Source organism: Wolbachia endosymbiont of Anurida maritima, from assembly GCF_042182995.1.
GTDB lineage: Bacteria > Pseudomonadota > Alphaproteobacteria > Rickettsiales > Anaplasmataceae > Wolbachia.
On record NZ_CP102058.1, the window covers coordinates 1,106,751 to 1,128,263 of the forward strand.

Annotated in this window: 20 protein-coding genes; 8 read left to right on the plus strand and 12 right to left on the minus strand. The window is 35.7% G+C overall.

Going from position 1 to position 21,513, the window contains the following annotated elements; all coding sequences use genetic code 11:
* Positions 1 to 78: 78 nt before the first annotated feature.
* Together NOX90_RS05980 and ftsH are read left to right on the plus strand one after the other, a co-directional pair.
* Positions 79 to 1,194 carry an AAA family ATPase gene (locus NOX90_RS05980; RefSeq protein ID WP_375603904.1) on the plus strand — a complete coding sequence of 372 codons (1,116 nt, stop codon included), beginning with the start codon at positions 79 to 81 and terminating at the stop codon, positions 1,192 to 1,194.
* Between the two features lie 145 nt (positions 1,195 to 1,339).
* Entirely contained in the window at positions 1,340 to 3,172 is a 1,833-nt protein-coding gene (ftsH, locus tag NOX90_RS05985) for an ATP-dependent zinc metalloprotease FtsH (RefSeq protein WP_375603905.1), read from the plus strand.
* Between the two features lie 805 nt (positions 3,173 to 3,977).
* Here the strand turns inward: ftsH and NOX90_RS05990 are convergent.
* The 4 genes from NOX90_RS05990 to NOX90_RS06005 all read right to left on the minus strand — a co-directional run bounded on the left by NOX90_RS05990 (position 3,978) and on the right by NOX90_RS06005 (position 8,819).
* Positions 3,978 to 5,459 (minus strand): UbiD family decarboxylase, encoded by a 1,482-nt coding sequence (locus NOX90_RS05990; protein WP_375603906.1) that lies wholly within the window; start codon positions 5,457 to 5,459, stop codon positions 3,978 to 3,980.
* Positions 5,460 to 5,547: 88 nt separating this feature from the next.
* Entirely contained in the window at positions 5,548 to 6,627 is a 1,080-nt protein-coding gene (locus NOX90_RS05995; RefSeq protein WP_375603907.1) for a Fic family protein, read from the minus strand.
* A gap of 132 nt (positions 6,628 to 6,759) precedes the next feature.
* Positions 6,760 to 8,640 (minus strand): DUF3857 domain-containing protein, encoded by a 1,881-nt coding sequence (locus NOX90_RS06000; RefSeq protein ID WP_375603908.1) that lies wholly within the window; start codon positions 8,638 to 8,640, stop codon positions 6,760 to 6,762.
* 8 nt (positions 8,641 to 8,648) lie between these two features.
* Positions 8,649 to 8,819, minus strand: a complete 171-nt coding sequence (locus tag NOX90_RS06005) for an ATP-binding protein (RefSeq protein WP_375603909.1) — start codon at positions 8,817 to 8,819, stop codon at positions 8,649 to 8,651.
* Positions 8,820 to 9,151: 332 nt separating this feature from the next.
* Between NOX90_RS06005 and NOX90_RS06010 the strand changes: the two genes are divergently transcribed.
* Together NOX90_RS06010 and NOX90_RS06015 are read left to right on the plus strand one after the other, a co-directional pair.
* The gene (locus tag NOX90_RS06010; RefSeq protein WP_375603910.1) at positions 9,152 to 9,910 is read left to right on the plus strand and encodes a DsbA family protein; all 759 of its coding nucleotides are present in this window, start codon (positions 9,152 to 9,154) and stop codon (positions 9,908 to 9,910) included.
* A 198-nt stretch (positions 9,911 to 10,108) separates the two neighbouring features.
* Positions 10,109 to 10,702: a TIGR02217 family protein gene (locus NOX90_RS06015; RefSeq protein WP_375603911.1), complete on the plus strand. Its 594-nt coding sequence runs from the start codon at positions 10,109 to 10,111 to the stop codon at positions 10,700 to 10,702.
* Between the two features lie 72 nt (positions 10,703 to 10,774).
* On the opposite strand, the gene NOX90_RS06020 is transcribed toward NOX90_RS06015, so the two are convergent.
* The 8 genes from NOX90_RS06020 to purE all read right to left on the minus strand — a co-directional run bounded on the left by NOX90_RS06020 (position 10,775) and on the right by purE (position 19,492).
* Positions 10,775 to 10,954: a hypothetical protein gene (locus NOX90_RS06020; RefSeq protein ID WP_375603912.1), complete on the minus strand. Its 180-nt coding sequence runs from the start codon at positions 10,952 to 10,954 to the stop codon at positions 10,775 to 10,777.
* A gap of 10 nt (positions 10,955 to 10,964) precedes the next feature.
* On the minus strand, positions 10,965 to 11,423 hold the full coding sequence (locus tag NOX90_RS06025; RefSeq protein WP_375604575.1) for a transposase: 459 nt from the start codon (positions 11,421 to 11,423) through the stop codon (positions 10,965 to 10,967).
* Positions 11,366 to 11,731: a transposase gene (locus tag NOX90_RS06030; protein ID WP_375603639.1), complete on the minus strand. Its 366-nt coding sequence runs from the start codon at positions 11,729 to 11,731 to the stop codon at positions 11,366 to 11,368. The genes NOX90_RS06025 and NOX90_RS06030 overlap by 58 nt, the downstream gene beginning before the upstream one ends.
* Before the next feature lie 132 nt (positions 11,732 to 11,863).
* Positions 11,864 to 12,403: a hypothetical protein gene (locus tag NOX90_RS06035; RefSeq protein WP_375603913.1), complete on the minus strand. Its 540-nt coding sequence runs from the start codon at positions 12,401 to 12,403 to the stop codon at positions 11,864 to 11,866.
* A 243-nt stretch (positions 12,404 to 12,646) separates the two neighbouring features.
* Complete coding sequence (locus NOX90_RS06040; RefSeq protein ID WP_375603914.1) at positions 12,647 to 15,292, minus strand: 2-oxoglutarate dehydrogenase E1 component; 2,646 nt, start codon at positions 15,290 to 15,292, stop codon at positions 12,647 to 12,649.
* A gap of 77 nt (positions 15,293 to 15,369) precedes the next feature.
* On the minus strand, positions 15,370 to 16,245 hold the full coding sequence (locus tag NOX90_RS06045; protein WP_375603915.1) for a J domain-containing protein: 876 nt from the start codon (positions 16,243 to 16,245) through the stop codon (positions 15,370 to 15,372).
* 906 nt (positions 16,246 to 17,151) lie between these two features.
* Positions 17,152 to 18,993, minus strand: a complete 1,842-nt coding sequence (gene mutL / locus NOX90_RS06050) for a DNA mismatch repair endonuclease MutL (protein WP_375603916.1) — start codon at positions 18,991 to 18,993, stop codon at positions 17,152 to 17,154.
* 7 nt (positions 18,994 to 19,000) lie between these two features.
* Complete coding sequence (gene purE / locus NOX90_RS06055; RefSeq protein WP_375603917.1) at positions 19,001 to 19,492, minus strand: 5-(carboxyamino)imidazole ribonucleotide mutase; 492 nt, start codon at positions 19,490 to 19,492, stop codon at positions 19,001 to 19,003.
* 368 nt (positions 19,493 to 19,860) lie between these two features.
* Between purE and NOX90_RS06060 the strand changes: the two genes are divergently transcribed.
* The 4 genes from NOX90_RS06060 to rpoZ all read left to right on the plus strand — a co-directional run bounded on the left by NOX90_RS06060 (position 19,861) and on the right by rpoZ (position 21,502).
* Positions 19,861 to 20,103, plus strand: a complete 243-nt coding sequence (locus NOX90_RS06060; protein ID WP_375603621.1) for a transposase — start codon at positions 19,861 to 19,863, stop codon at positions 20,101 to 20,103.
* Positions 20,104 to 20,167: 64 nt separating this feature from the next.
* Entirely contained in the window at positions 20,168 to 20,626 is a 459-nt protein-coding gene (locus NOX90_RS06065) for a transposase (protein WP_375604575.1), read from the plus strand.
* Positions 20,627 to 20,749: 123 nt separating this feature from the next.
* Positions 20,750 to 21,046, plus strand: coding sequence for a helix-turn-helix domain-containing protein (locus NOX90_RS06070; RefSeq protein ID WP_375603918.1), 297 nt, complete (start codon positions 20,750 to 20,752; stop codon positions 21,044 to 21,046).
* Positions 21,047 to 21,106: 60 nt separating this feature from the next.
* Positions 21,107 to 21,502, plus strand: a complete 396-nt coding sequence (rpoZ, locus tag NOX90_RS06075) for a DNA-directed RNA polymerase subunit omega (RefSeq protein ID WP_375603919.1) — start codon at positions 21,107 to 21,109, stop codon at positions 21,500 to 21,502.
* Positions 21,503 to 21,513: the final 11 nt, after the last annotated feature.

The following is a 21,513-nucleotide window of genomic DNA, read 5'->3' on the forward strand; positions in this document are numbered from 1 at the left end:
ATTCCTCAACCAGACAAGGACCTACGCAAGCAGACATTAGATACACATCTAAAGGGAAGAGTAGAACAAGGTGTAAGTTTGGAAGAAATTATAAACAAAACTGAAGGGTTTTCATTAGGTATGTTGCATAGCTTAGTAAATACAGCAAAATTTAACGCTGCATCCCGTATAGGAAAAACGGACGGGGAAACCTACGTTACCAAAGATGATCTTGAAGGTGCATTAAAAAAACTTACCAATAAAAACAACAAAACCCCTACAAAACCAGATAGGATGGCGAAAGTAAAACTTAATGATGTTGCAGTTTCAGAAGATGTAAGACAAGAGTTAAGAAAGATTTGTAAAAGTCAGTCAAAAAGGGAAATAGAAATAGACGAAAAACTAAATTATGCGCAAGACACAGGATACATTTTTTATGGTCCACCGGGGACTGGTAAAACTTTGCTTGCTAAAGCAATTGCAAATGAAACTGAATCTTCATTTATAAGTGTTTCTGCATCTGAGTTTATTCAGCAGTATGTTGGCACTGGTCCAGAAAATATACGTAAGCTTTTTGAGGAAGCAAGAAAAAAGGCTCCTTGTATAGTTTTTATAGATGAAATTGATTCTATTGGTGAAAAGCGCTGTTATGGTAGCCATTATGGTCATCAAGCGCGTACAGAAACTTTAAATCAGTTATTGACTGCTTTGGATGGCTTCGAATCTAGAAAGGGTGTGATAGTAATTGCTGCAACTAATCGTATAGATGTTTTAGATTCTGCACTCACTCGGGGTAGTCGTTTGTCCAAGCACATTAATATTCCTTTACCAGACGGAAACCTACGTAAGGAAATATTGAATCTTTATATGAAGGACACACCAAGAACAAAAGATCTAGATCTTACAAAATTTGTAGGTAGAACTGAAGGTTTTTCAGGAGCTGATTTATTTGATTTAGTAAATTATGTAAAAGATTTTGCCAGGAATCGTATTGTAACAGAGGGCACAGAAGAAATCTTTATTACCACGGATGATTTTACAAAACCACTTGAAGAGATTGGAAAAAAATTGAGGAAGAAAGGAAGCAGGCAAAGGTTAGAGAACAGGCAAATGATAATGTTGCGTCTTTTTTTGCGCAAACTACCACTCAACAAGTACCAAATCACGCTTCGGAAGGTATCTGTCAAAGCAAGCTTAGTTAATTCTTGTTATTAGAGATTATAAAGATGAAAAGATACTGGCTTATCCTCATACAAATTATAATGGAGAAAATGCCAATGACGATGAGATGCAATGCATTACTAATAGCGTAATAAAACAAAATCTGGTAAGCTTAATTGATATCTAGTTAAAAGTAACGATGAAAAAATTTTTAGAAGTCTTATTGATCTGGTTAGTAATTATTGTTCTTATTTCAGTTGCTTATATTCAGTTCAGCGGAAATATAGGTAGCAGTAAAACAATCATACCTTTTTCGGAATTTTTAACTAGACTAGAAGAAAATGATGTAGAAAATATTGTCATAAAAAACCAGAGTATTGAGGGCAAGTTTAGGGATGGTTCAAGTTTCAACTCAAGCGGTGTTATATATAGCGACCTAATAAAAAATTTACATGATAGAAAAGTGAGATTCTCCTTTTCAACTGGAGATTCTGCCATGAACGTAATTGGTGGATTACTTATCTCATGGGTCCCAACATTTATCTTTATTGGCTTCTTGCTATTCTTTCTTAAACAAACACAAGCGGGGGGCAACAGAACTATAAGCTTTGGCAAGTCAAGGGCTAGACTCATGACTAGTGGAAAAAAAGTAACATTTGATGATGTTGCCGGAATTGATGAAGCAAAAGAAGAGCTAGTAGAAATCGTTGATTTCCTTAAACAAAGGCAAAAATTTCAAATATTAGGTGGAAAAATACCAAAAGGGTGCCTTTTAATTGGCTCTCCTGGAACTGGTAAAACTTTACTTGCTCGTGCAATTGCAGGTGAAGCTAATGTGCCATTTTTTAGTATTTCTGGATCTGATTTTGTTGAAATGTTTGTGGGTGTTGGTGCAAGTCGTGTTCGTGATATGTTTGATCAAGGCAAGAAAAATGCTCCTTGTATAATTTTTATAGATGAAATAGATGCGGTGGGTAGACATCGTGGCATTGGCCTTGGTGGCGGCAACGACGAAAGAGAGCAAACATTAAATCAGTTATTAGTTGAGATGGATGGCTTTGAATCTAATGAGGGCGTAATAATAATTGCTGCGACTAACCGTCCGGATGTCTTAGATCCAGCACTGCTTAGGCCTGGTCGTTTTGACCGGCAGATTACTATTTCTTTACCCGATATAAATGGGCGTGAAAAGATATTAAATACTCATATAAAGAAAATATCAATGGCCCCTGATGTAAATGTGAAAACAGTTGCAAGAGGAACACCGGGTTTTTCAGGTGCTGATCTAGCAAATTTGGTGAATGAATCTGCGCTTATTGCTGCAAGAAGAAACAAGAAGATTGTTACCATGGACGATTTTGAATATGCACGTGATAAAGTGATGATGGGCGTAGAAAGGCGATCTCTCATTATGACAGAAGAGGAAAAGAGACTGACTGCATACCATGAAGCTGGTCATGCAGTAGTTGCTATCAACATGCCTGCCTCTGACCCGATACACAAAGCAACTATTATTCCAAGGGGTAGAGCCCTAGGTTTAGTGATGAGACTACCAGAAACAGATAGAGTGTCCCTCACAAGAGAAAAGATGCTAGCAGATATAACTGTTGCAATGGGTGGACGTGTGGCAGAAGAGCTAATTTTTGGCTATGATAAAGTCACAAGCGGTGCATCTTCGGATATAAAACAAGCATCAGATTTATCACGTTCTATGGTAACAAAATGGGGAATGAGCGACAAAATAGGTCCGATCTATCACAATCGCGAACAAACCATGCATGGTTCTGACATAATTTCTGAAGATACGTTAAAACTTATAGATGAAGAAGTGAAGAAAGTTGTGTCTTCTTGCTATGAAAAAGCAAAAGAGATTTTGACCAAGCATAAGAAAGGCTTAGATCTCATTGCCGAAAATCTACTGGAGTTTGAAACTTTAACAGGAGATGAAATAAAGGACATATTAAATGGAAAAAAAATTGTTAGAGAGGAAAATGAGAAGAATGAGAAAATAAAAAAATCCTCTCTCTATTAAATTTGGCCTTGTTTAACTGCTAAATGAAAGTTTTTAGTTGCAGCAATGGCGTCATCAGGTAGCTATCTGACCCACAGAAACAGAGCTAAAATTACTTGACAAACTCCGCCAGTCCCCTTATCATGATACTGAAGGTATTTAGTTATCTTCATCTGTGCAGATTAAACAGCAAAAAAACAACGTAGTTGGCGTCTTATTTTTAATTTTTTGCACTATGTGCACCTTATGTCTTCACAACATTTCTAGCTATATAAGCTGAAACGCGTTGTTTAAGACAGTATAGTACGCCAATTTGAAGGATTAGAGAGTGAACACTAATTACCACGGGATTTCTTTTGCCTTTTTTTCTGCTTAGTAAATTTCTTAAACATTTAAACTAAGGTGAGTTGCATTTAAAAGCAGCTAAATTGCAGTGTTTAAGACTTAAAAAACGCCAATACTGAAAATAGATAATGACTGGGACTTCTTTTGCCTTTTTTTCGTTTGGTAAATTTCTTAAATATTTATAGTTGCAATTTAAGAGCCCATAAAAGGTGTCATTCCATCACTTGATGCTGGAATCCAAAAAAAAGGATGATGTCATCCCAGTGCTTGACACTGGGATCTAGCCTTTATTATTTGGTTGTCTTCTGGATCTCAGTGTCAGCTACTTTCATGACATCATCATAAAGTAAACCAGTGTCAGCTACTCGGATGACAGAAGAAGGTGTTGGGATGACAAGAAGAGAGCACTGTGACGCACAATTATCAGTTAATGCGGCATTATCAAAAACGCCAAACTTTTTTCTGCTTTTATGCAAGAAGTCTAGTCCATATATTCCTCCCACTTCTCCGTGACTTTTCTTACTATTTCCTTACTCATCTCAATTTTCTTTCCCCACTCTCGTTTGGTTTCAGGCGGGATTTTATTTGTCGCATCAAATCCCATTTTACCTCCAAGTCCACTTTCAGGGGAAGCAAAGTCTAAATAATCAATAGGTGCATTCTCTATTGTGATTGTGTCACGCACAGGGTCCATTCTTGTTGACATTGCCCACATCACCTCTTTCCAATCACGTATATTTATATCATCATCAACAACTATAATAAATTTCGTGTATAAGAACTGTTTGAGAAAAGATAGTGTGCCCATAACAATTCTTCTTGCATGCCCTGGATAAGCCTTTTTTATCGATACTACCGCTATTCTATATGAACAACCCTCTGGGGGCAGATAAAAATCTACTATCTCCGGAAATTGATTGATGAGAATCGGCACAAAGATTTCGTTGAGTGCTTCACCAAGAATTGATGGTTCATCAGGTGGTTTGCCGGTGAAAGTGCTGAGATAAATTGGATTTTTGCGCATAGTAATTGCAGTGATGTTAAACTCAGGAAACTGTTCAACAGCATTATAGTAGCCGGTGTGATCTCCGTATGGCCCTTCGTCTTGATATCTATCCAAACTCACATAGCCTTCCAGAACGATTTCCGCGTGAGCTGGTACTTGAAGTGGAATAGTTTTACAATTTACAAGCTCAAGTGGTTTTTTNNTTCGCAGCAGCCCAGCAAATTGGTATTCTGATAAAGTCTCCGGTACCGGAGTTACCGCAGCAATAATCGTTGCAGGATCGCTACCAATCACAGCAGCCGCAGGAAACTTCATATTTTGCCCTCTCTCCTTCCACCGTTTATGGTGACCTGCACCACCACGATGCGCAAGCCAGCGCATTAAAGTCGTTTTTTTATCCACGACCTGCATACGATATATTCCAAGATTAAAATTATCTTGCTTGTCTGCTGTTGGTCCTTTTGTTACCACAAGTGGCCAAGTGATAAGCGGTGCAGGTTCATTTGGCCAGCATGTTTGAATGGGCAGTAGACTTAGGTCCACTTCATCTCCGGTTAGCACTACCTCTTGACATGGAGCCTTGCTCACGACTTTACTTCGCATCGACAATATAACTTTTAGTAGAGGAAACATTTTCACAGCATCTTTGAAGGTTTTTGGCGGCTCAGGTGATCGCAAAAATGCTAGAAGTTTACCCAGATCCCTTAATTCATCAGAATTTATACCAAGTCCGAATGCAATTCTCTCAATAGTACCAAATAAATTCACTAAAACTGGAATTGAATTTTTGCCATTTTCTGTGACAACATTTTCAAAGATGATAGCTGGCCCTTTGTTTGACAAAACTCTGCGATGAATTTCCGTCATTTCAAGAACTGTTGAAACCCCTTCCTTAATCCTAATCAGATCCTTTTTTTCTTCTAAGGCTTTAATGAAGTCGCGTAAGTTGTTGTACATATTCCAGTTTTTAAAACTTTAAGTTTACATTTAGTTTCCAAGCACTTTATTGAAATTTGATCTATGCACTTTGCTAGCGAGCTTTCAGTTAATTTGAGATCAAATCTTCATATTGCTTACTAAGTTTGTATTTCCTTCCTCTATTGGAAAAATCTACAATCTCGATAAACCCCATTTCCACCCACTTTTTACAAAGTTGCGCACTAGTACGAGGCTTAAAATTAAATAGTTCGCCAACCTGACTAGCTGTAATAGCGGAAAACTCCTGGAAGAGCTCAAGAGCTTTGCGTTGTTTAGGATCAAGCTTACGTATAAGATCAGTCTGATCAGTGTGGTATTCTTCTTCATTTATACGTTGTAAAACATTCTCAAATGAATTTGCCATACCTTCTACGAAATACTCCACCCACTTAGTGATATCTGCTTCAGCTCGCCCCATGTAATAATTGTGCGATGGCCCTACACTAATTGCTTCATAATACGCTCCTAGATTCTTAGCATAATATTCTTCCAATGAGTAAAGTCCTTTTAGGTCATATCCACCAAGGTGTAAAATTAATGTAGTCAACAATCTTGCAGTACGACCATTACCGTCATAGTAAGGGTGAATTGTTACAAATTGATAATGCGCAATACCTGCAATAATTGGGCAAGGCACTTGCTCACTGTCACGAATCCAATCAATCATACTGCTCATGAGCTTTGGTACATCCTTTGCTTCAGGTGGCATATAAATTATTGCACGTGTACGGCTATCACGAATAACGTTTTGACCATCACGATAAGAGGTTGGCTTCACTTTAGATTTTCCACTCGCCATTACTAGGGCATGAAGCGTTTGAATGGCTTTCTCAGTAATGGGTATTCTCCTTGCTGCCCATTGTTCAACTTGAGTTAAAGCTGCATAATATCCTTTAACCTCATTTTCATCTCTCCTATATTTTGGAAAGTGGCTTTTACCACTTAAAACCTCTTCAATCTGTTTAGGCTCAAGTCGATTTCCTTCAATCATAGTAGAATAGTGTGTGGTATAAAGCCGTGCAGTTTCACGAAGAGACGAAAGCATTGATACAGTGAGCGGCAAATGTAACACTTTTTCTTTTGCTGCTTCAATCCTCATAAGGCAATTAGCAATTTTAGAAGTAATTGTATAATTTGGTATCGGCATAATATCTGCATTACATTACCCTTATATTATGCTGATAAAATGCAGATAATGCAACATTCACACATAAACTGCAATAAATTTAGCAAATGACCTGCTTTCTAGCCTAGCACAATAAGTACATAAGACAATTATCTATTCACTGATTACTATAGAAGCTCTAGAAAAATTATTCTCCAGCTCGCTTTTTAAGTTTTTATATTCAGTAGTGTTTAACTCTTCATTGGTAATAAAGCTTTTCTGTATAGCTACTATATCATTTAATTCTGTGCTGCCATTTTGATGTTTACATGACCTATTTACATATAACCATGGAGAATTTAGTTCAAAATTCAATTCTGCACAGTTTTTAATCGCAATGTCTTTTATTACCGTATGCGTTTCACGAGTATGAGGAGTACCTATAAAAATGTCTGACACTTGGTCAGAAGCTGTATTTACGACACCATTAAGCAAATTATTTTCTAAAGTTAAAACAAGTCCTAGGTTCGTCCTAAAAACTTTATTTTTTTGTTGTAATTCATACTTAATTGTAAGATCCTCTACATTACGCGAAGTAAGATCAGGCAATTCTAAGAATTTCTTTTCTTTTTCATTAAGATATACCCCACTAATTATATAAAAAACAGAATCTCTTAACTGCTCGTTTGAGTAATATAATCCAGCACTTGCTAAGCTCATAGCTGACTCCCCTTGCATAGTAAGCTGACCACGTTCGTTTACAACATTATCTTGTATAGTTAATTCACTATGGGATATAATTTTTGAATTTTCAGCTTGTACAGCAGGAATTTTTGTGTAGCTAACTTCTTTAGAATCCAATACTAAAGCAACTTTGTCAGCAACATCTGGAAAAATACCTTGTGCCATACTAACCTTATTAGTCGGATCAATCCAATATATTTTTCCACCTTTATTTGTTACTTTGAGCATTACATGATTAAAATTACCCAGATTAGGTAATGCTTCGGAATTAGGAATGCTAGTAATTCCTCTCATAACTAGAGTAGGTTGAACTCTGTAACCAAGTTTTTGTAAAATAGCAGCCGTACTAACAGAAAAATCCTTACAATCTCCAGTTTGATAATCAGCAATTTTCTCTAAATCTCTTGGAAAAAATCGTCCTGACACTGTACGCCAATCTCCCGTGTATTGAATTTTCTCATTCAACAAAGAAGTAACAACGTTAATTTTCTCTTCATCAGTACTCTCATTGGCAGCAGATTCTGCTATGGCCGTAAAAATTGTAGGAAGTGGCTGAGTAATGACGTTATAATATCCAGGAGCTAATTTTTTTGCTAAATCCTCCCATTTAGATAGGCTTGACAGTGATACCCAAGTATTGTGCTTAAAATTCAATATTCCATTATGTGGCTCATTTATCAAACCTTCATAAATTGCCTTTTTTAAAGTAATGCTTATAGAATGTACACCATTCTTTTTCTCCTCAGCGATCTTTAATACGTTTCTTGGATCATTCACTCTAATCTCTAGAGGCAACTCAGAATTGATTTTAGTATTCTCTGCTTGAAAATACCGCCCATAATAAGAAAAGTGCAAACCATAAAAATTATCAATAGGAACTTTTTTATGAATTTGTTTATATTTTAGATATACTTCTGCACCAATTGTCATTTTAGGAAATGATATGGTTACTTGCCTTAGCTGATCGAAACCTTGAGGATTAGTCAACGCCTTGTCCTCTATCATGTTTTTAGCGACTACGTATTCCCTCCCATTGTAAGCTGTTTTAGCTTCTAAAATAGTGAGGTCTGCACTATCACCATTATAAATAAGACTGTATGGGGAGAATGCACTACGCCCAGATTCCTTGAGTACTTTTGCTTGGAGTTCTGATTCTAATTCATAAGTACCATCCCCATTAATATTAATGGTACTATTAGAAATTTTGATCTCAACGGGAGCATCCTCATACTTACTCCACCTTGCTTCAACTGAAGGAGTTATAAAAAACACTAACAATGTTAAGTTAAAAAGAGTTTTTAAAAATTTCATTATGACACTCACATAGAATATTTAAAACTATCGGCATGTTTACTGAAAAATTGTTTTATTAGATATGTTTTGCCCACACGACGCCGACCATAAACAGCAATAAATTCAGCTGATTGAGAAAGAAGTTTGTCTTGTAGAATAGCTATTTCTTTTTCTCTGCCAATTATTGGTTCACTCATATGTTTATTCCGCGGAGTTTGTTGAAATTATACACAGCGGAATAAAATTATCAACTTTGTTTTACCGCCGCATTTACAGTTCGGCGGTAAAAGATAGAGTATCTTATAATTGGCTATTCTGGCGGTAATTTGGTCACCTACATTACCAAGTCTTCTGATGAACTTTGTGGTAATGTGCTTGAGTTTTATTGTGTAAAGTTTGCATTTGAGGCAAAACCGGCTATAAAATACACTTGATATAAATGTTTTTATATATTAACATTAGATGCTTCTTTTAATATACAGATAAATGTGTACTAAAAGTTTTATATTGTAGGTTCTTTAATAAGTATATGTCTAGAATATCGTTTTTATTGATTTTAATAATAGCAATAGCAAGCTTACCGGTAATAAATAATTGGCTTGCAAAACGCAATCAACCCCTGAGCGATGATTATATAGGTGAGAGATTAGATAATTATATAAGTAGGAATTTTGATAAAGTTATAAACTCTCTCAGAGAGGAGTCAATTAAAAGTAGTTACGCTGCTCGAGATAATGTGACAAAAAGTAAAATTTTACAATACAAGAATCAAATATTTGACCTTACTTATCCTTACTCCGGAAATGAAAATAGTAGTGTTGTAGCTGCAGGCTTCTTTGACTATTCTTGTGGACATTGCAAAGCCATAAAGAACGATATAAAGCAATTAATCAATGACGGCAAAATTAAGTATATCTTTAGGGATGCTCCAATACTTGGTAATGACTCTTTAAGGGCAGCAAAAAGCGCTTTAGCTGTTTACTTTATTGATAAAGAAAAATATTTCGATTTTCACTATTCTGCTTTAAGTCACAAAGGAGGATTTTCAGACGAAAGCATATTGGATATAGTGAAAAGCATAGGGATTAATGAAGATGATTTTAATAATTCCATGAAAAATAATGCGGACAAAATTGAGCAAATGATAAACGATAGTAAGCTCCTAGTAAGAGATTTGGGAGTAGGTGGCACACCTTTTTTAGTAATAGGAGATAGCCTGTTTGTAGGAGCAACTGATTTGGATGTATTACGCAAAAAAGTAGATGAATTAAGTCACAAGCAAGGCTAGTTTCAATTTGCCATAAAATTTTATTTTTTTGCTTGACAACTCAAATGAACCTGAGTATAGTAATTGTGGGTGTGACAGCAGTTTAAGGTATTATCTTAGTGGTCTCATCTACTTTCCATAGCGTCATTTACTATGTGAAACGCTTTCAAATTACAACATTTTCTTCAACCAAACTATTTTACTTTCATAGGAGGACATATGTCATTCACAGAAATTAGATTTCCAGAAAATATATCTTATGGTTCCACTGGAGGACCGGAATTTTCCACTGACGTTGTAACAACTCACAATGGTTGTGAACAGCGCAACATCAATTGGTCTCATGCACGCACTAGATACAACATAGCTTACGGGGTCAGATCAAACGAGCAGCTAACAGAATTAATAACATTTTTTCATGCACGCAAAGGTAAAGCAATAGGATTTCGTTTTAAGGATTGGTCAGATTTTATAGCCATTAATAAAGAGATTGGTATAGGAGATAACAAAAAAACGACTTTTCAGCTAATCAAAACTTATGTAAGTGGGGAAGATAAGCATATACGCATGATCAAAAAGCCAGTACATGGGACAGTAAAGATTTATTTAAATGGTAAAGAAGAGAGTGAATATTCAGTAAATTATTCAACGGGGGAAGTAACATTTATGAAGCCACCAGTAAAAGATGCGATAATCACTGCAAGCTTCGAATTTGATGTGCCCGTGCGCTTTGATACAGATTACTTAAACGCTTCTATTGATGACTATGGAAGCAATAGCTGGAATAATATTCCCTTGGTGGAAGTGAAATAAGCTATTCAGCTACCACAAAAATTAAGCGACACTGAGGCTCATATTTAAATGAACCTCAGCATATTTTAGAGTCTATCGCCCATTACAATGTTGATAAGTCTCCATACCTGAAATTTGAGGAGATTCTAATTTAGTACTTTCTTTTTCCTGTAAAACAGAAAGTTTTAATAACTCTTTTATAGCTATTTTTGCAAGTGTTTTATCATCTTTGTTTAAGATGTAGTCTAGCATGACGTTTTTCTGTAAGAGCATGTCTTCAAACTCAAGAATGAGCTAATTTGTGAAGCATAATAGTGATCATATTAAAAAAGATGTTATTTTTTGAAGTGAGAGGAGAATGCTCATAATCCTTACTCATACGTCTAAAATTGGAGAGCCAAGCAAAGGTTCTCTCAACAATCCAACGTTTAGGAATAACCTGAAATCCTGTATCAACTACTTTCTTGGTAATCGTCAACAAACATCCAGTTTCCAATAAACAGCGGTTTTGCAATTTACCTGTATATCCTTGATCAGCAAAAAACTTACGTAATGTTGGAGCTTTGCATTTGGCTTGAACAAAAAGATTTAGTGCACCATCACGATCTTGAATGCTTGCACTGTGTACTTCAGCAGCAATTACAAGACCTAGAGTATCTACAACGATGTGGCGTTTTCTACCCTTTACTTTCTTGCCAGCATCATATCCTCTGGATCCCCTTTTTGAGTGGTTTTTACTGATTGACTGTCAATTATTCCTACTGATGGAGTTTCATTCTTACCAATTATCTTTCTTAGTTTTTTAACTAGAAAATCATGAATTTCTTGCCATATTCCACTTTTTTTTAAACGCGAATTACAACTATACACGGTTTTCCATGGTGGAAAATTCTTAGGTAGTTGTCTCCATTGACAGCCTGTTCTCATCACATACCTTATTGCATCGATAATCGTTCTGATACTGTGTTTTCTTGGTCTGCCGGTCTTTTTAGGTTCAAAATATTGCTCTATCATCTTCCATTCTTTGTCACTTATATCGCTTGGGTACATTTAAAATATATCTTATAACACACTTCTTAACTCCTTTCTACTTAGTTTGAAGACATGCTCTAAGAGATTAACATAATTTCTAGCTTCCTCATTAAGAGTCCCTATTGCATTGATACAAGATAATACTAAATCCTAGCTCTTTATTGCTAAAATTCCATTTACGAAAATATCTAATTTTGTTTTGTCTTCAGTCAAGTCTCTAGCTAACCTATTTCTGATGTTATCATTATCAAGCACAGTGTACTCGAGGTACGAGCAAGGCTCAATAAGTATAAAGTCCTCTAAAGGCACTAGTTCTGGATAGGTGCCAGCGTAATCAAGTATGCCACACTCAGTAATACACCCTCCTTTTCTTATAACACAGTAATTGAGACGACCATGATACATTGATAACAAAGAAAAAAGACGTATTATACTTGTACCTCTATCTTTCATTTCCTCGAAAAGCTTCCTATCATTTATTAGTTTGTGCAAAATGTAATCCGTAGCAGGACCTGGTTTGCGAAAACGAAACATATTATTCTCTGCAAAAATAGCCTCAGCTAATTCGATAGATTCTTTATCCTCATCTACGAAAGCTTTTTCATTTCTATTTAACTGTATGATCTCAGCTTTGCTATCTCTGCGTAGACCAGTTCTCCTTATTAACATCTCAAATATTTTTGTATTCATATATATCCTATGTTAGTTAAAGTAAATATTAATAATGTTTACTTTTTAAATAAAAATAAATGAAAATTTTAATAAATATTAATTTTTTTAATAGAATAAAAATCTTTTATATTTGCTTGAGTACCAAAAGGGCTTTATTGGTGTAATGCGTTTTCTATTGCGCCTGGCCGCAGCGCGTGATGCAACCGGATTCAAGTGTCAGCTACTTTTATAGCACCACTTCTGCTTCAATAACTGTAAATACTAAGCGATCTGTCTTAAAATCTCCTCCTGTTGCTGAGCATGTACACTAGAATAACCACATGCAGGAGATGCAGCAGCAAGTCTTGCAATGCACTTAGGTCTTTTTGCTTGGATATCGAGATTGGACAACACTTCTTCTATCAATGGGTTGACAAAAAACCATCCTCCCATATTTTTTGGTTCTTCTTGACACCATATAATTTCAGCGTTCTTATACTTTTCAAGTTCATTACTTAGTTTATCTGCAGGAAACGGATAGAATTGTTCTAAACGTATTACTGCGATATTGTTTATTTTTTGTGCTTCACATACTTCAATTATGTCGTAATAAACTTTACCACTGCATATTACAGCTTTGCGTATTTTATCATTTGAAACTAAACCTGTTCTATATTCTGGAATTACCGTGAGGAATTTTCCTTCAAAGTCAGATAGGTTAGATACTGCTCTTTTGTGGCGCAGTAGCGATTTAGGTGTAAACACTACCAGAGGCTTACGAAAGTCTCTATGCATTTGTCTGCGTAAGACATGGAAGTAATTCGCCGGAGTGGAACAATTAACTACCTGCATATTATCCTCTGCGCAGAGTTGCAAAAATCTCTCTATACGTGAGGAGCTATGCTCAGGTCCCTGTCCTTCATAACCATGAGGCAGCAATAAAACTAGACCGCTTGATCGCAACCACTTTGTTTCTGCAGATGCGATAAACTGGTCGATCATAATTTGTGCACCATTTGCAAAATCACCAAATTGTCCTTCCCAGAGCACCAGTGAATACGGGGAATCAAGGCTATATCCATATTCAAAGCCCATTACAGCATACTCTGATAAAGCGCTATCTATGACCTCAAAGTGAGCTTGCTTTTCATTTATATTGTTTAGCGGAATAAACGCTTCTTCTGTTACCTGATCAACAAGCCTTGAATGACGGTGCGAAAAAGTTCCGCGACCAGAGTCTTGTCCTGATAAACGCACTCCTATTCCTTCTGTAAGCAGTGATGCAAACGCAAGACTTTCGGCAGTTGCCCAGTCTATATTACTACCGGAATTTATACTGTCTATTCTGCCATCGAGTATTTTTCTAACCTTATTGTTAATGTTAAAGTTACTTGGTATATTGCTATTTATATGCACACCTAATTTTTTCAGCTCATCTGGCGGAACACCAGAATCCGTGTAGTATTCGCTCAAATCGTTCAACTTTGCTCTTCTTAATTTTGACCACACTCCACCGAACCAGTCAGCTTTTTTTGGAGTATAAGCCGCTGATTCAGCAAGACTTTTATCTAATTTTGCCCTGAATTCACTGCGCAATTTATTTACTTCATCGCCATCTAATACTTTCTCTGCAGTCAATTTTTCTTCATACAATGTTCCAGGAGTTTTATGCTTTGATATCGCCTTATACATAAGTGGCTGAGTGAAATTCGGTTCATCGCCTTCATTATGGCCGTATTTGCGGTAGCATATTATATCAATCACTACGTCCTTTTTGAATTTCTGCCTATATTCCATCGCCAAATTTGCAACAAAACTCACAGCTTCAGGGTTATCTCCATTAACGTGAAACACTGGAGCTTCTATTGATTTTGCTACATCAGTACAGTAAAAAGAGGATCGCGCACAACACGGATTAGCAGTAAAACCAACTTGATTGTTTATAATAATGTGCACAATACCACCCACTTTATAACCTTCAATGTTGCTTAAGGTTAGAGTTTCACCAACCACTCCTTGACCAATGAAAGCCGCATCACCATGAATTGATATGCCAAGCACAGATCTTATATTCTGTTTTGCTCTTATTCTTCCAGCCAAAACCGGATTTACCGCTTCAAGGTGAGATGGATTAGGGCATAAACTTAAATGTATTTTTTTGCCACCGGCAAGTGCTCGATCAGAAGAATAACCAAGGTGATATTTAACATCACCAGACACCTCAAGACCACTTGGGTATGCAAGGTTGCCTTGAAATTCAGACAGCATTGCCGCATATTCTTTCCCCATAACTTTGGTTAGAACATTGAGTCGTCCGCGGTGAGCCATGCCAAGAACTATTTCTTCAATACCAAAAGCTGCAGAATCACTAATAACTCTTTCAATTGCAACAATAGCTGCCTCTCCACCTTCGATAGAAAAACGCTTATATCCAGGAAATTTCATATGGAGAAATTGCTCGAACATTTCGGATTCGACCAAGTGCCTCAGTATTTCTTTTTTGTCTTGTGAGCTCAGCGTATAGGTTTGATTTTCGATCTTTTCCTGCAGCCACATTCTCTCTTCATAAGAGGAAATATGCATAAATTCAAAACCGATATTCTTGCAGTAAATATCTCTATAGATTTCAGCGTCACGTGCTGGGGATAAATTTGAATATTTTTGATAATCTATTTCTTGATTTTCATTTGGTGATAGCGGGTTAAGGTCTGCAAAAAAATGACCGTAGGACCTAAAGAAATTTGCCAAATCAGAAGCCGAATCATCCGTCTTGGTTACATTGCAGGTCTCCGTTTTCTTAACTTCTAAATTACTTGAAAAAATTCTGTTCCAATCTTCCCCGATTGATTTATCGCCCTGCAGATAACGGCTATACATTTCCTCTACAAATTCTGCATTATCACCATAAAGGCAGCTTAAATTCGACATAATCACTATAAAAGATATCAAATACTTATAAGTATACCTTAAGTTTTTTAAAAAAGAACTTTTTTGATCTTTGTAGATTAAGCTAATGCATTACCGATTTCTTGAGAATTGTCTTCAGCATTTAGCTCAACATTAGTTACTACTTTTTCAGTACTAACTTCATCAAAATCAGGAGAGGGCCATTTTGTTTGTGCATAAAACATATCATGTATAGCGCCTACAGCCATACAAACTGCAACAAGGGCAAGTACTGCTATTGGCACATAACACCAAGGAGATGCATTACATATAATATAGACTTGTAAAGCAAAGAGACCTACCATCAAACCATATATTAATTGACGACATGTACTATATTTATCAACTCTCCCATACTCGACTAATAACTTTTCAATTTCATTGTCCTGTACAACAATTTCTGTATTAGGATCTGCACCATTTTTTAAGAGAAGCTCTACAATTTCGATATTTCGAAAATATACAGCCCGAGATAATAGATCACATGTGTTTATATAATCACCAAATTGTCCATTCTTGCTACTCTTGAACTTAGAAAAAAGCTTCTTTAGGTATTCTACATCTCTGCCTAAGGTAGCAGCACTTAAAGAAGAACTCAAATCGTCAGCAGAGTTAATCTCATCTAAGTTCTTCATACAACACTGCATTTTCTTCTTCATGAACATATCAAATCTCTCATCTGACATCCCCATCACATCTTCAAATTCTTCATCTGTCATCTCTGCGATTATTTTTGAACTTCGTGCAGTAAGGCACTCATATGCAGCACCTAATTCTTTAAATTTTTCCTCATTTTGTTTTTGCACATCCTTACTCTTACCTGAATGTTTATCAGGATGATATTTAAGGGCTAATTTTCTATATGCTATTGTAATTTCTCGTTCACTGGGATTTGCATTTAAGTCCAATATTTTTAAAGCTTCCTTTCTATTCACAATAAACCTCCTACTGAAATATTTTAAGTTAAGTATAACCCAAAATTTCAAAAAGCAAATCTTTCTATGTTAAACTGCATCCACTGCGCAATCCCATAACTGTACGAACATTGTTCCACCTGGAAAGGGTATCATCCCAGCGCCCTAACTACTTGGATCCAGGAAAAAGAATGGTGTCATGCAAGTAGCTGACACTGGTTTTCATCCAAGAGGGCAGTGCCCCCTCTTGTCATCCCAGTGCTCCTTTTTTTGTCATCCCAGCACCTTCTTCTGTCATCCCAGTGCTTGACACTGGGATCTAGTCTTTATTATGCAGCCACTTATTTAAAGTTAAGTTTTCTGGATCCAAGTAGTCAAGGCACTCGGATGACACCTTCCGTATAAATATTAAAAAATTTACCAAATGAAAAAAAAGGCAAAAGAAGCCCTGGGGTTATTATCCGCTTTAAAATATTGGCGTTTTTTATGTTTTAAACGCTTGACAAGCGAGATTCAGCCGCTTTTAATTGCAACTAACTTACGCTGCAAATGTTTAAGAAATTTACTAAGCAGAAAGAAAGACAAAGAATCCCCGAGTTAGCTAGTCTTTTACTATCTCTGTCGAGTATTGGCATTTTTTGATGTCTTGTAACGCTTTGTAAGCGCGTTCAGCTTATTTAGATAAAAATCTAGATGTAGATGAAGTTTTGTAAAGACATACAGTATCTATATACTGCAAAAAATTGAACATAAGACGCCGATACATTAAGTAATCCTTACCTTTTAATCTGCAGATTGGCGAAAGCAAACACAATAGCTTCAGTTTCATGATAAGGGCGCTGGCGGAGTTTGTCAAGCAAGTTTTTTCGTTTAATCCGTTTCTATGAGCTACTTGGATGACGAGGTTACATATTTATGGCAACCTCATTACCTCCGCTCAAAAAGTTTTTCAATATCACTTAATTTCATTTCTATATAAGTTGGTCTTCCGTGGTTGCATTGCCCGGAATATGGTGTTTTTTCCATTTGTCTTAACAACTCATTCATTTCTTCTAATCTCATTTTCCTGCCTGCTCTAATTGATCCATGACAAGCAATAGTGGCCAATATTTTGTTCACTTTATCTTCTACTGGCAATGTATCTTCTATTTCCGTTAATCTATCAACTATATTAATTAGCATCTCTTTCACATCTATTGCTCCCAAAATTGCAGGGATTTCTTTTACTATCACTTTATTCTCTGATTTGATTTCAATATCAAAACCCATTTCAAATAACTTATCTTTATAGATTTCAATCATCTCCACTCCGGCTTGATTTTTGATTTCAACCGTTTCAGGAAGAAGTAGTTTTTGTCTTTTTATACTTGATTTTTGTTTTAAGCATTCATATACTAGTCTTTCATGGGCTGCATGCTGATCGACTATAATCAATTTGTCCCTTACCTCTGCAATAATATAAGTATTATAGACCTGACAGCGTGCAAACCCGAGCGGGTGGCTCTCTATCAAATCAACTTGCTCTAACACCTTTTTTTCCAGAACCATAGTCTCCGCTTGTGATGGAAATTTCTGTATGCCGGTATAATCAAACGATTTTGACTGTTCTGATAAGCCTTTTGCTTTTTCATTTGGAGAAGCAAATTCTTTTATTAGTTGATTTTTAAAAGGACTTGGTCTTTTTTCATAAAATTCTTTTTGAACATTAGACTTATCAAAAAGATCTGATAATGAACCTTTCAAAAAACCCTCTATTGTATTAGTAGTACTAGCTGGAAAGGTGCCTATCCTTCTTGACAATGCTTTAATTAATCCTCTTGTCACTATCTCATATATGAGCTTCTTATTCTGAAACCTTACTTCTGACTTATTTGGATGCACATTTACATCTACTTGATCATAAAGTATCTCTAAATGTAACGCTGCAAAAGGATACCTATCGCTTGGAATAAAATCATGATATGCATATCTAACTGCACCAATAAGTAGATTATCTTTGATTGGCCTTCCATTAATAAACGTATAGATCTGAGTTGACTTACCACGATTGACGGTCGGCGTACAGATGTGTCCCGTAAGTTTAATGCCGTCTTCTTCTTCATTGACCTCCAAAGAATTGCCCTGAAATTCTTCTTCTACTTCACACAATCTATGAAATAACGAAGTCTGCTTAGCGTATTTTAAGAGCTTTTTATTACCTGAAGTGAGAGTAAACCCTATATGATAGTTAATCATTGCTAGGTTATTTACAATATCAACAATGCTTTGAGTTTCTGCTCTTTCGGTTTTTAGAAATTTTAGTCTATTTGGGGTAGCGAAAAACAAATCTCGTACTTCAATATGTGTCCCTTGTGATAAAGGGTAAGGAGTTAGCTCCCCTATTTTCTCTCCACCCTCATAACTTATAGACCACGCCTCACTTGCTCCATGTGCCTTAGACGATAGCTTTATTCTACTTACTGCAGCAATTGAAGGTAAGGCTTCTCCTCTAAACCCAAGATGCTTGATTTCTATTAATTCACTATCGCTCAATTTTGAAGTAGCATGGCGCATAAACGCAAGTTCTAAATCGTTTTTTTCTACTCCATTACCATCATCTGTCACAATAATAAGGTTACGCCCACCACTTTCTATTTTGATCTCTATTTCTAAACTTCCAGCATCTATTGCATTTTCCACTAATTCCTTTACTACACTTGCTGGCCTTTCTATCACCTCCCCCGCTGCTATACGGTTTATGATTTTTGTGTCTAAAAGAATTATTGCCATAGATTTATTATGAAACTGGTTTTTCTTTTACTTCTTTGGTCTGCTTCTCTCTCCACTTTTTTAACCTACCTGCAATTTCACTGTTAGAAATTGACAATATAGATACGGCGGTAATGGCAGCATTATATGCTCCATTTTCTCCTATAGACATGGTTGCAACTGGAACACCCTTTGGCATTTGAACTATAGAGAGTAGACTGTCCAGCCCATTTAATTGTTTACTATGCACAGGAACGCCGATAACTGGTAAACAAGTTAGTGACGCAACCATACCAGGTAAATGAGCTGCACCTCCTGCACCAGCTATAATAACCTTAAAACCTTCTTCTTGTGCAGATTTAGCAAAATCGAAGAGCCTTTCTGGCGTTCTATGTGCAGATATTATGAATACGTCATGTGAAGCTTCTAATGCTTTTAACATATCAACAGCATGGACCATAGTGGTGTAATCTGACTCGCTTCCCATAATAACAGCGACATCTTTTTTTATTTTTGTCATATTCAACACAATTTTACTTACTAACTAAATAATTTTCCAGCTAAAAGGCAACAAATATTTATATTATAAATATAGTATATAACATTCTCGTTAAAATAGAAATTTTGAATAAATATCTATTTTTAAGGTATAGAAATATAAACTTCTTATGCAAAATGAATTTACAAAATGATTATTTTTGTATTTTAAGTTTGTAATTTTAACTCGTTCTTTCTATAAATGATTTTTTTAGATAAAATAATCATTTAAAATTACTAGAAATTTGGTAAAAATATCAATATATAATCAACTTAAAGTTTTAAATATTAGAGCATGTCTTCAAACTAAGTAGAAAGGAGTTAAGAAGTGTGTTATAAGATATATTTTAAATGTACCCAAGCGATATAAGTGACAAAGAATGGAAGATGATAGAGCAATATTTTGAACCTAAAAAGACCGGCAGACCAAGAAAACACAGTATCAGAACGATTATCGATGCAATAAGGTATGTGATGAGAACAGGCTGTCAATGGAGACAACTACCTAAGAATTTTCCACCATGGAAAACCGTGTATAGTTGTAATTCGCGTTTAAAAAAAGTGGAATATGGCAAGAAATTCATGATTTTCTAGTTAAAAAACTAAGAAAGATAATTGGTAAGAATGAAACTCCATCAGTAGGAATAATTGACAGTCAATCAGTAAAAACCACTCAAAAAGGGGATCCAGAGGATATGATGCTGGCAAGAAAGTAAAGGGTAGAAAACGCCACATCGTTGTAGATACTCTAGGTCTTGTAATTGCTGCTGAAGTACACAGTGCAAGCATTCAAGATCGTGATGGTGCACTAAATCTTTTTGTTCAAGCCAAATGCAAAGCTCCAACATTACGTAAGTTTTTTGCTGATCAAGGATATACAGGTAAATTGCAAAACCGCTGTTTATTGGAAACTGGATGTTTGTTGACGATTACCAAGAAAGTAGTTGATACAGGATTTCAGGTTATTCCTAAACGTTGGATTGTTGAGAGAACCTTTGCTTGGCTCTCCAATTTTAGACGTATGAGTAAGGATTATGAGCATTCTCCTCTCACTTCAAAAAATAACATCTTTTTTAATATGATCACTATTATGCTTCACAAATTAGCTCATTCTTGAGTTTGAAGACATGCTCTTAGTATCATATAGTTATTGACAAGTTATATGATATTAATATCTTGGTTTATTAAATATTATGCTATAATATTTAATAAAGTTAATTGATATGCGAGTGTAAGGATTATGGAAATAATATCGTTAAATAACTTAGACAGTGCAGGAGTAAAAACAAAGTTGCTTCATATAATAAATAAAGTTATAGAAAAAAATGCTTGGACTCAGGCTTATGCAGCTGAAAAACTTGGTATCGATCAGCCAAAGGTATCGCAAATTAAAAATGGTAAAATAGATGGTTTTTCTTTAGAGCGATTGTTAGGATTTCTGAAAAAATTTGATCATGAAATAACAATTACGATGACAGAAAGCCAAAAAATAAAATCTGAGGCAGAAAAAGTAAAACATGAGGTTGAATCGCAATAGATACAAAGTTGACAACTTGTTTTTTGTGATATAGTATAAAACTTATTAAGGTAGTATCTTATGGCTGAGTCTATTGTAGAAAAGTGTACAGAACAGGTAAGTAACCGTTTCAAATTGGTTCTATTGGCAAGTCAAAGAACACATGATTTAAATACAGGGGCAAGTAATCCAGTTCACACAGCTCAGTTTAAAGACCATAAGAACACCATAGTTTCCTTACATGAAATAGCAGAAAAACAGGTGGATACTCATGAACTGTTTAACCTTTTGGTAGGTAGGTGCAAGGAGTACATGAAAGGAAATATGAATAATGTTTACATTAGTAATACAAGTAAGCTAGCGAATTTATTAGATTTTTCTGATAACACAGATCTTGATGTAAGTCAAGAAAGCCAAGATTACGAAGTGGATGATGAAATAAATGATCAAGATGGCAATGAAGAAGTATCCGTTTAGAAATTTACTGA

Bases quoted from the DNA above. Each gene is read 5' to 3' on its own strand.
- ftsH (WP_375603905.1), top strand. From the start codon at position 1,340: ATGAAAAAATTTTTAGAAGTCTTATTGATCTGGTTAGTAATTATTGTT.
- NOX90_RS05995 (WP_375603907.1), bottom strand. From the start codon at position 6,627: ATGCCGATACCAAATTATACAATTACTTCTAAAATTGCTAATTGCCTT.
- NOX90_RS06000 (WP_375603908.1), bottom strand. From the start codon at position 8,640: ATGAAATTTTTAAAAACTCTTTTTAACTTAACATTGTTAGTGTTTTTT.
- NOX90_RS06005 (WP_375603909.1), bottom strand. From the start codon at position 8,819: ATGAGTGAACCAATAATTGGCAGAGAAAAAGAAATAGCTATTCTACAA.
- NOX90_RS06010 (WP_375603910.1), top strand. From the start codon at position 9,152: ATGTCTAGAATATCGTTTTTATTGATTTTAATAATAGCAATAGCAAGC.
- NOX90_RS06015 (WP_375603911.1), top strand. From the start codon at position 10,109: ATGTCATTCACAGAAATTAGATTTCCAGAAAATATATCTTATGGTTCC.
- NOX90_RS06020 (WP_375603912.1), bottom strand. From the start codon at position 10,954: ATGCTCTTACAGAAAAACGTCATGCTAGACTACATCTTAAACAAAGAT.
- NOX90_RS06030 (WP_375603639.1), bottom strand. From the start codon at position 11,731: ATGTACCCAAGCGATATAAGTGACAAAGAATGGAAGATGATAGAGCAA.
- NOX90_RS06035 (WP_375603913.1), bottom strand. From the start codon at position 12,403: ATGAATACAAAAATATTTGAGATGTTAATAAGGAGAACTGGTCTACGC.
- NOX90_RS06040 (WP_375603914.1), bottom strand. From the start codon at position 15,292: ATGTCGAATTTAAGCTGCCTTTATGGTGATAATGCAGAATTTGTAGAG.
- mutL (WP_375603916.1), bottom strand. From the start codon at position 18,993: ATGGCAATAATTCTTTTAGACACAAAAATCATAAACCGTATAGCAGCG.
- purE (WP_375603917.1), bottom strand. From the start codon at position 19,492: ATGACAAAAATAAAAAAAGATGTCGCTGTTATTATGGGAAGCGAGTCA.
- NOX90_RS06060 (WP_375603621.1), top strand. From the start codon at position 19,861: ATGTACCCAAGCGATATAAGTGACAAAGAATGGAAGATGATAGAGCAA.
- NOX90_RS06070 (WP_375603918.1), top strand. From the start codon at position 20,750: ATGGAAATAATATCGTTAAATAACTTAGACAGTGCAGGAGTAAAAACA.
- rpoZ (WP_375603919.1), top strand. From the start codon at position 21,107: ATGGCTGAGTCTATTGTAGAAAAGTGTACAGAACAGGTAAGTAACCGT.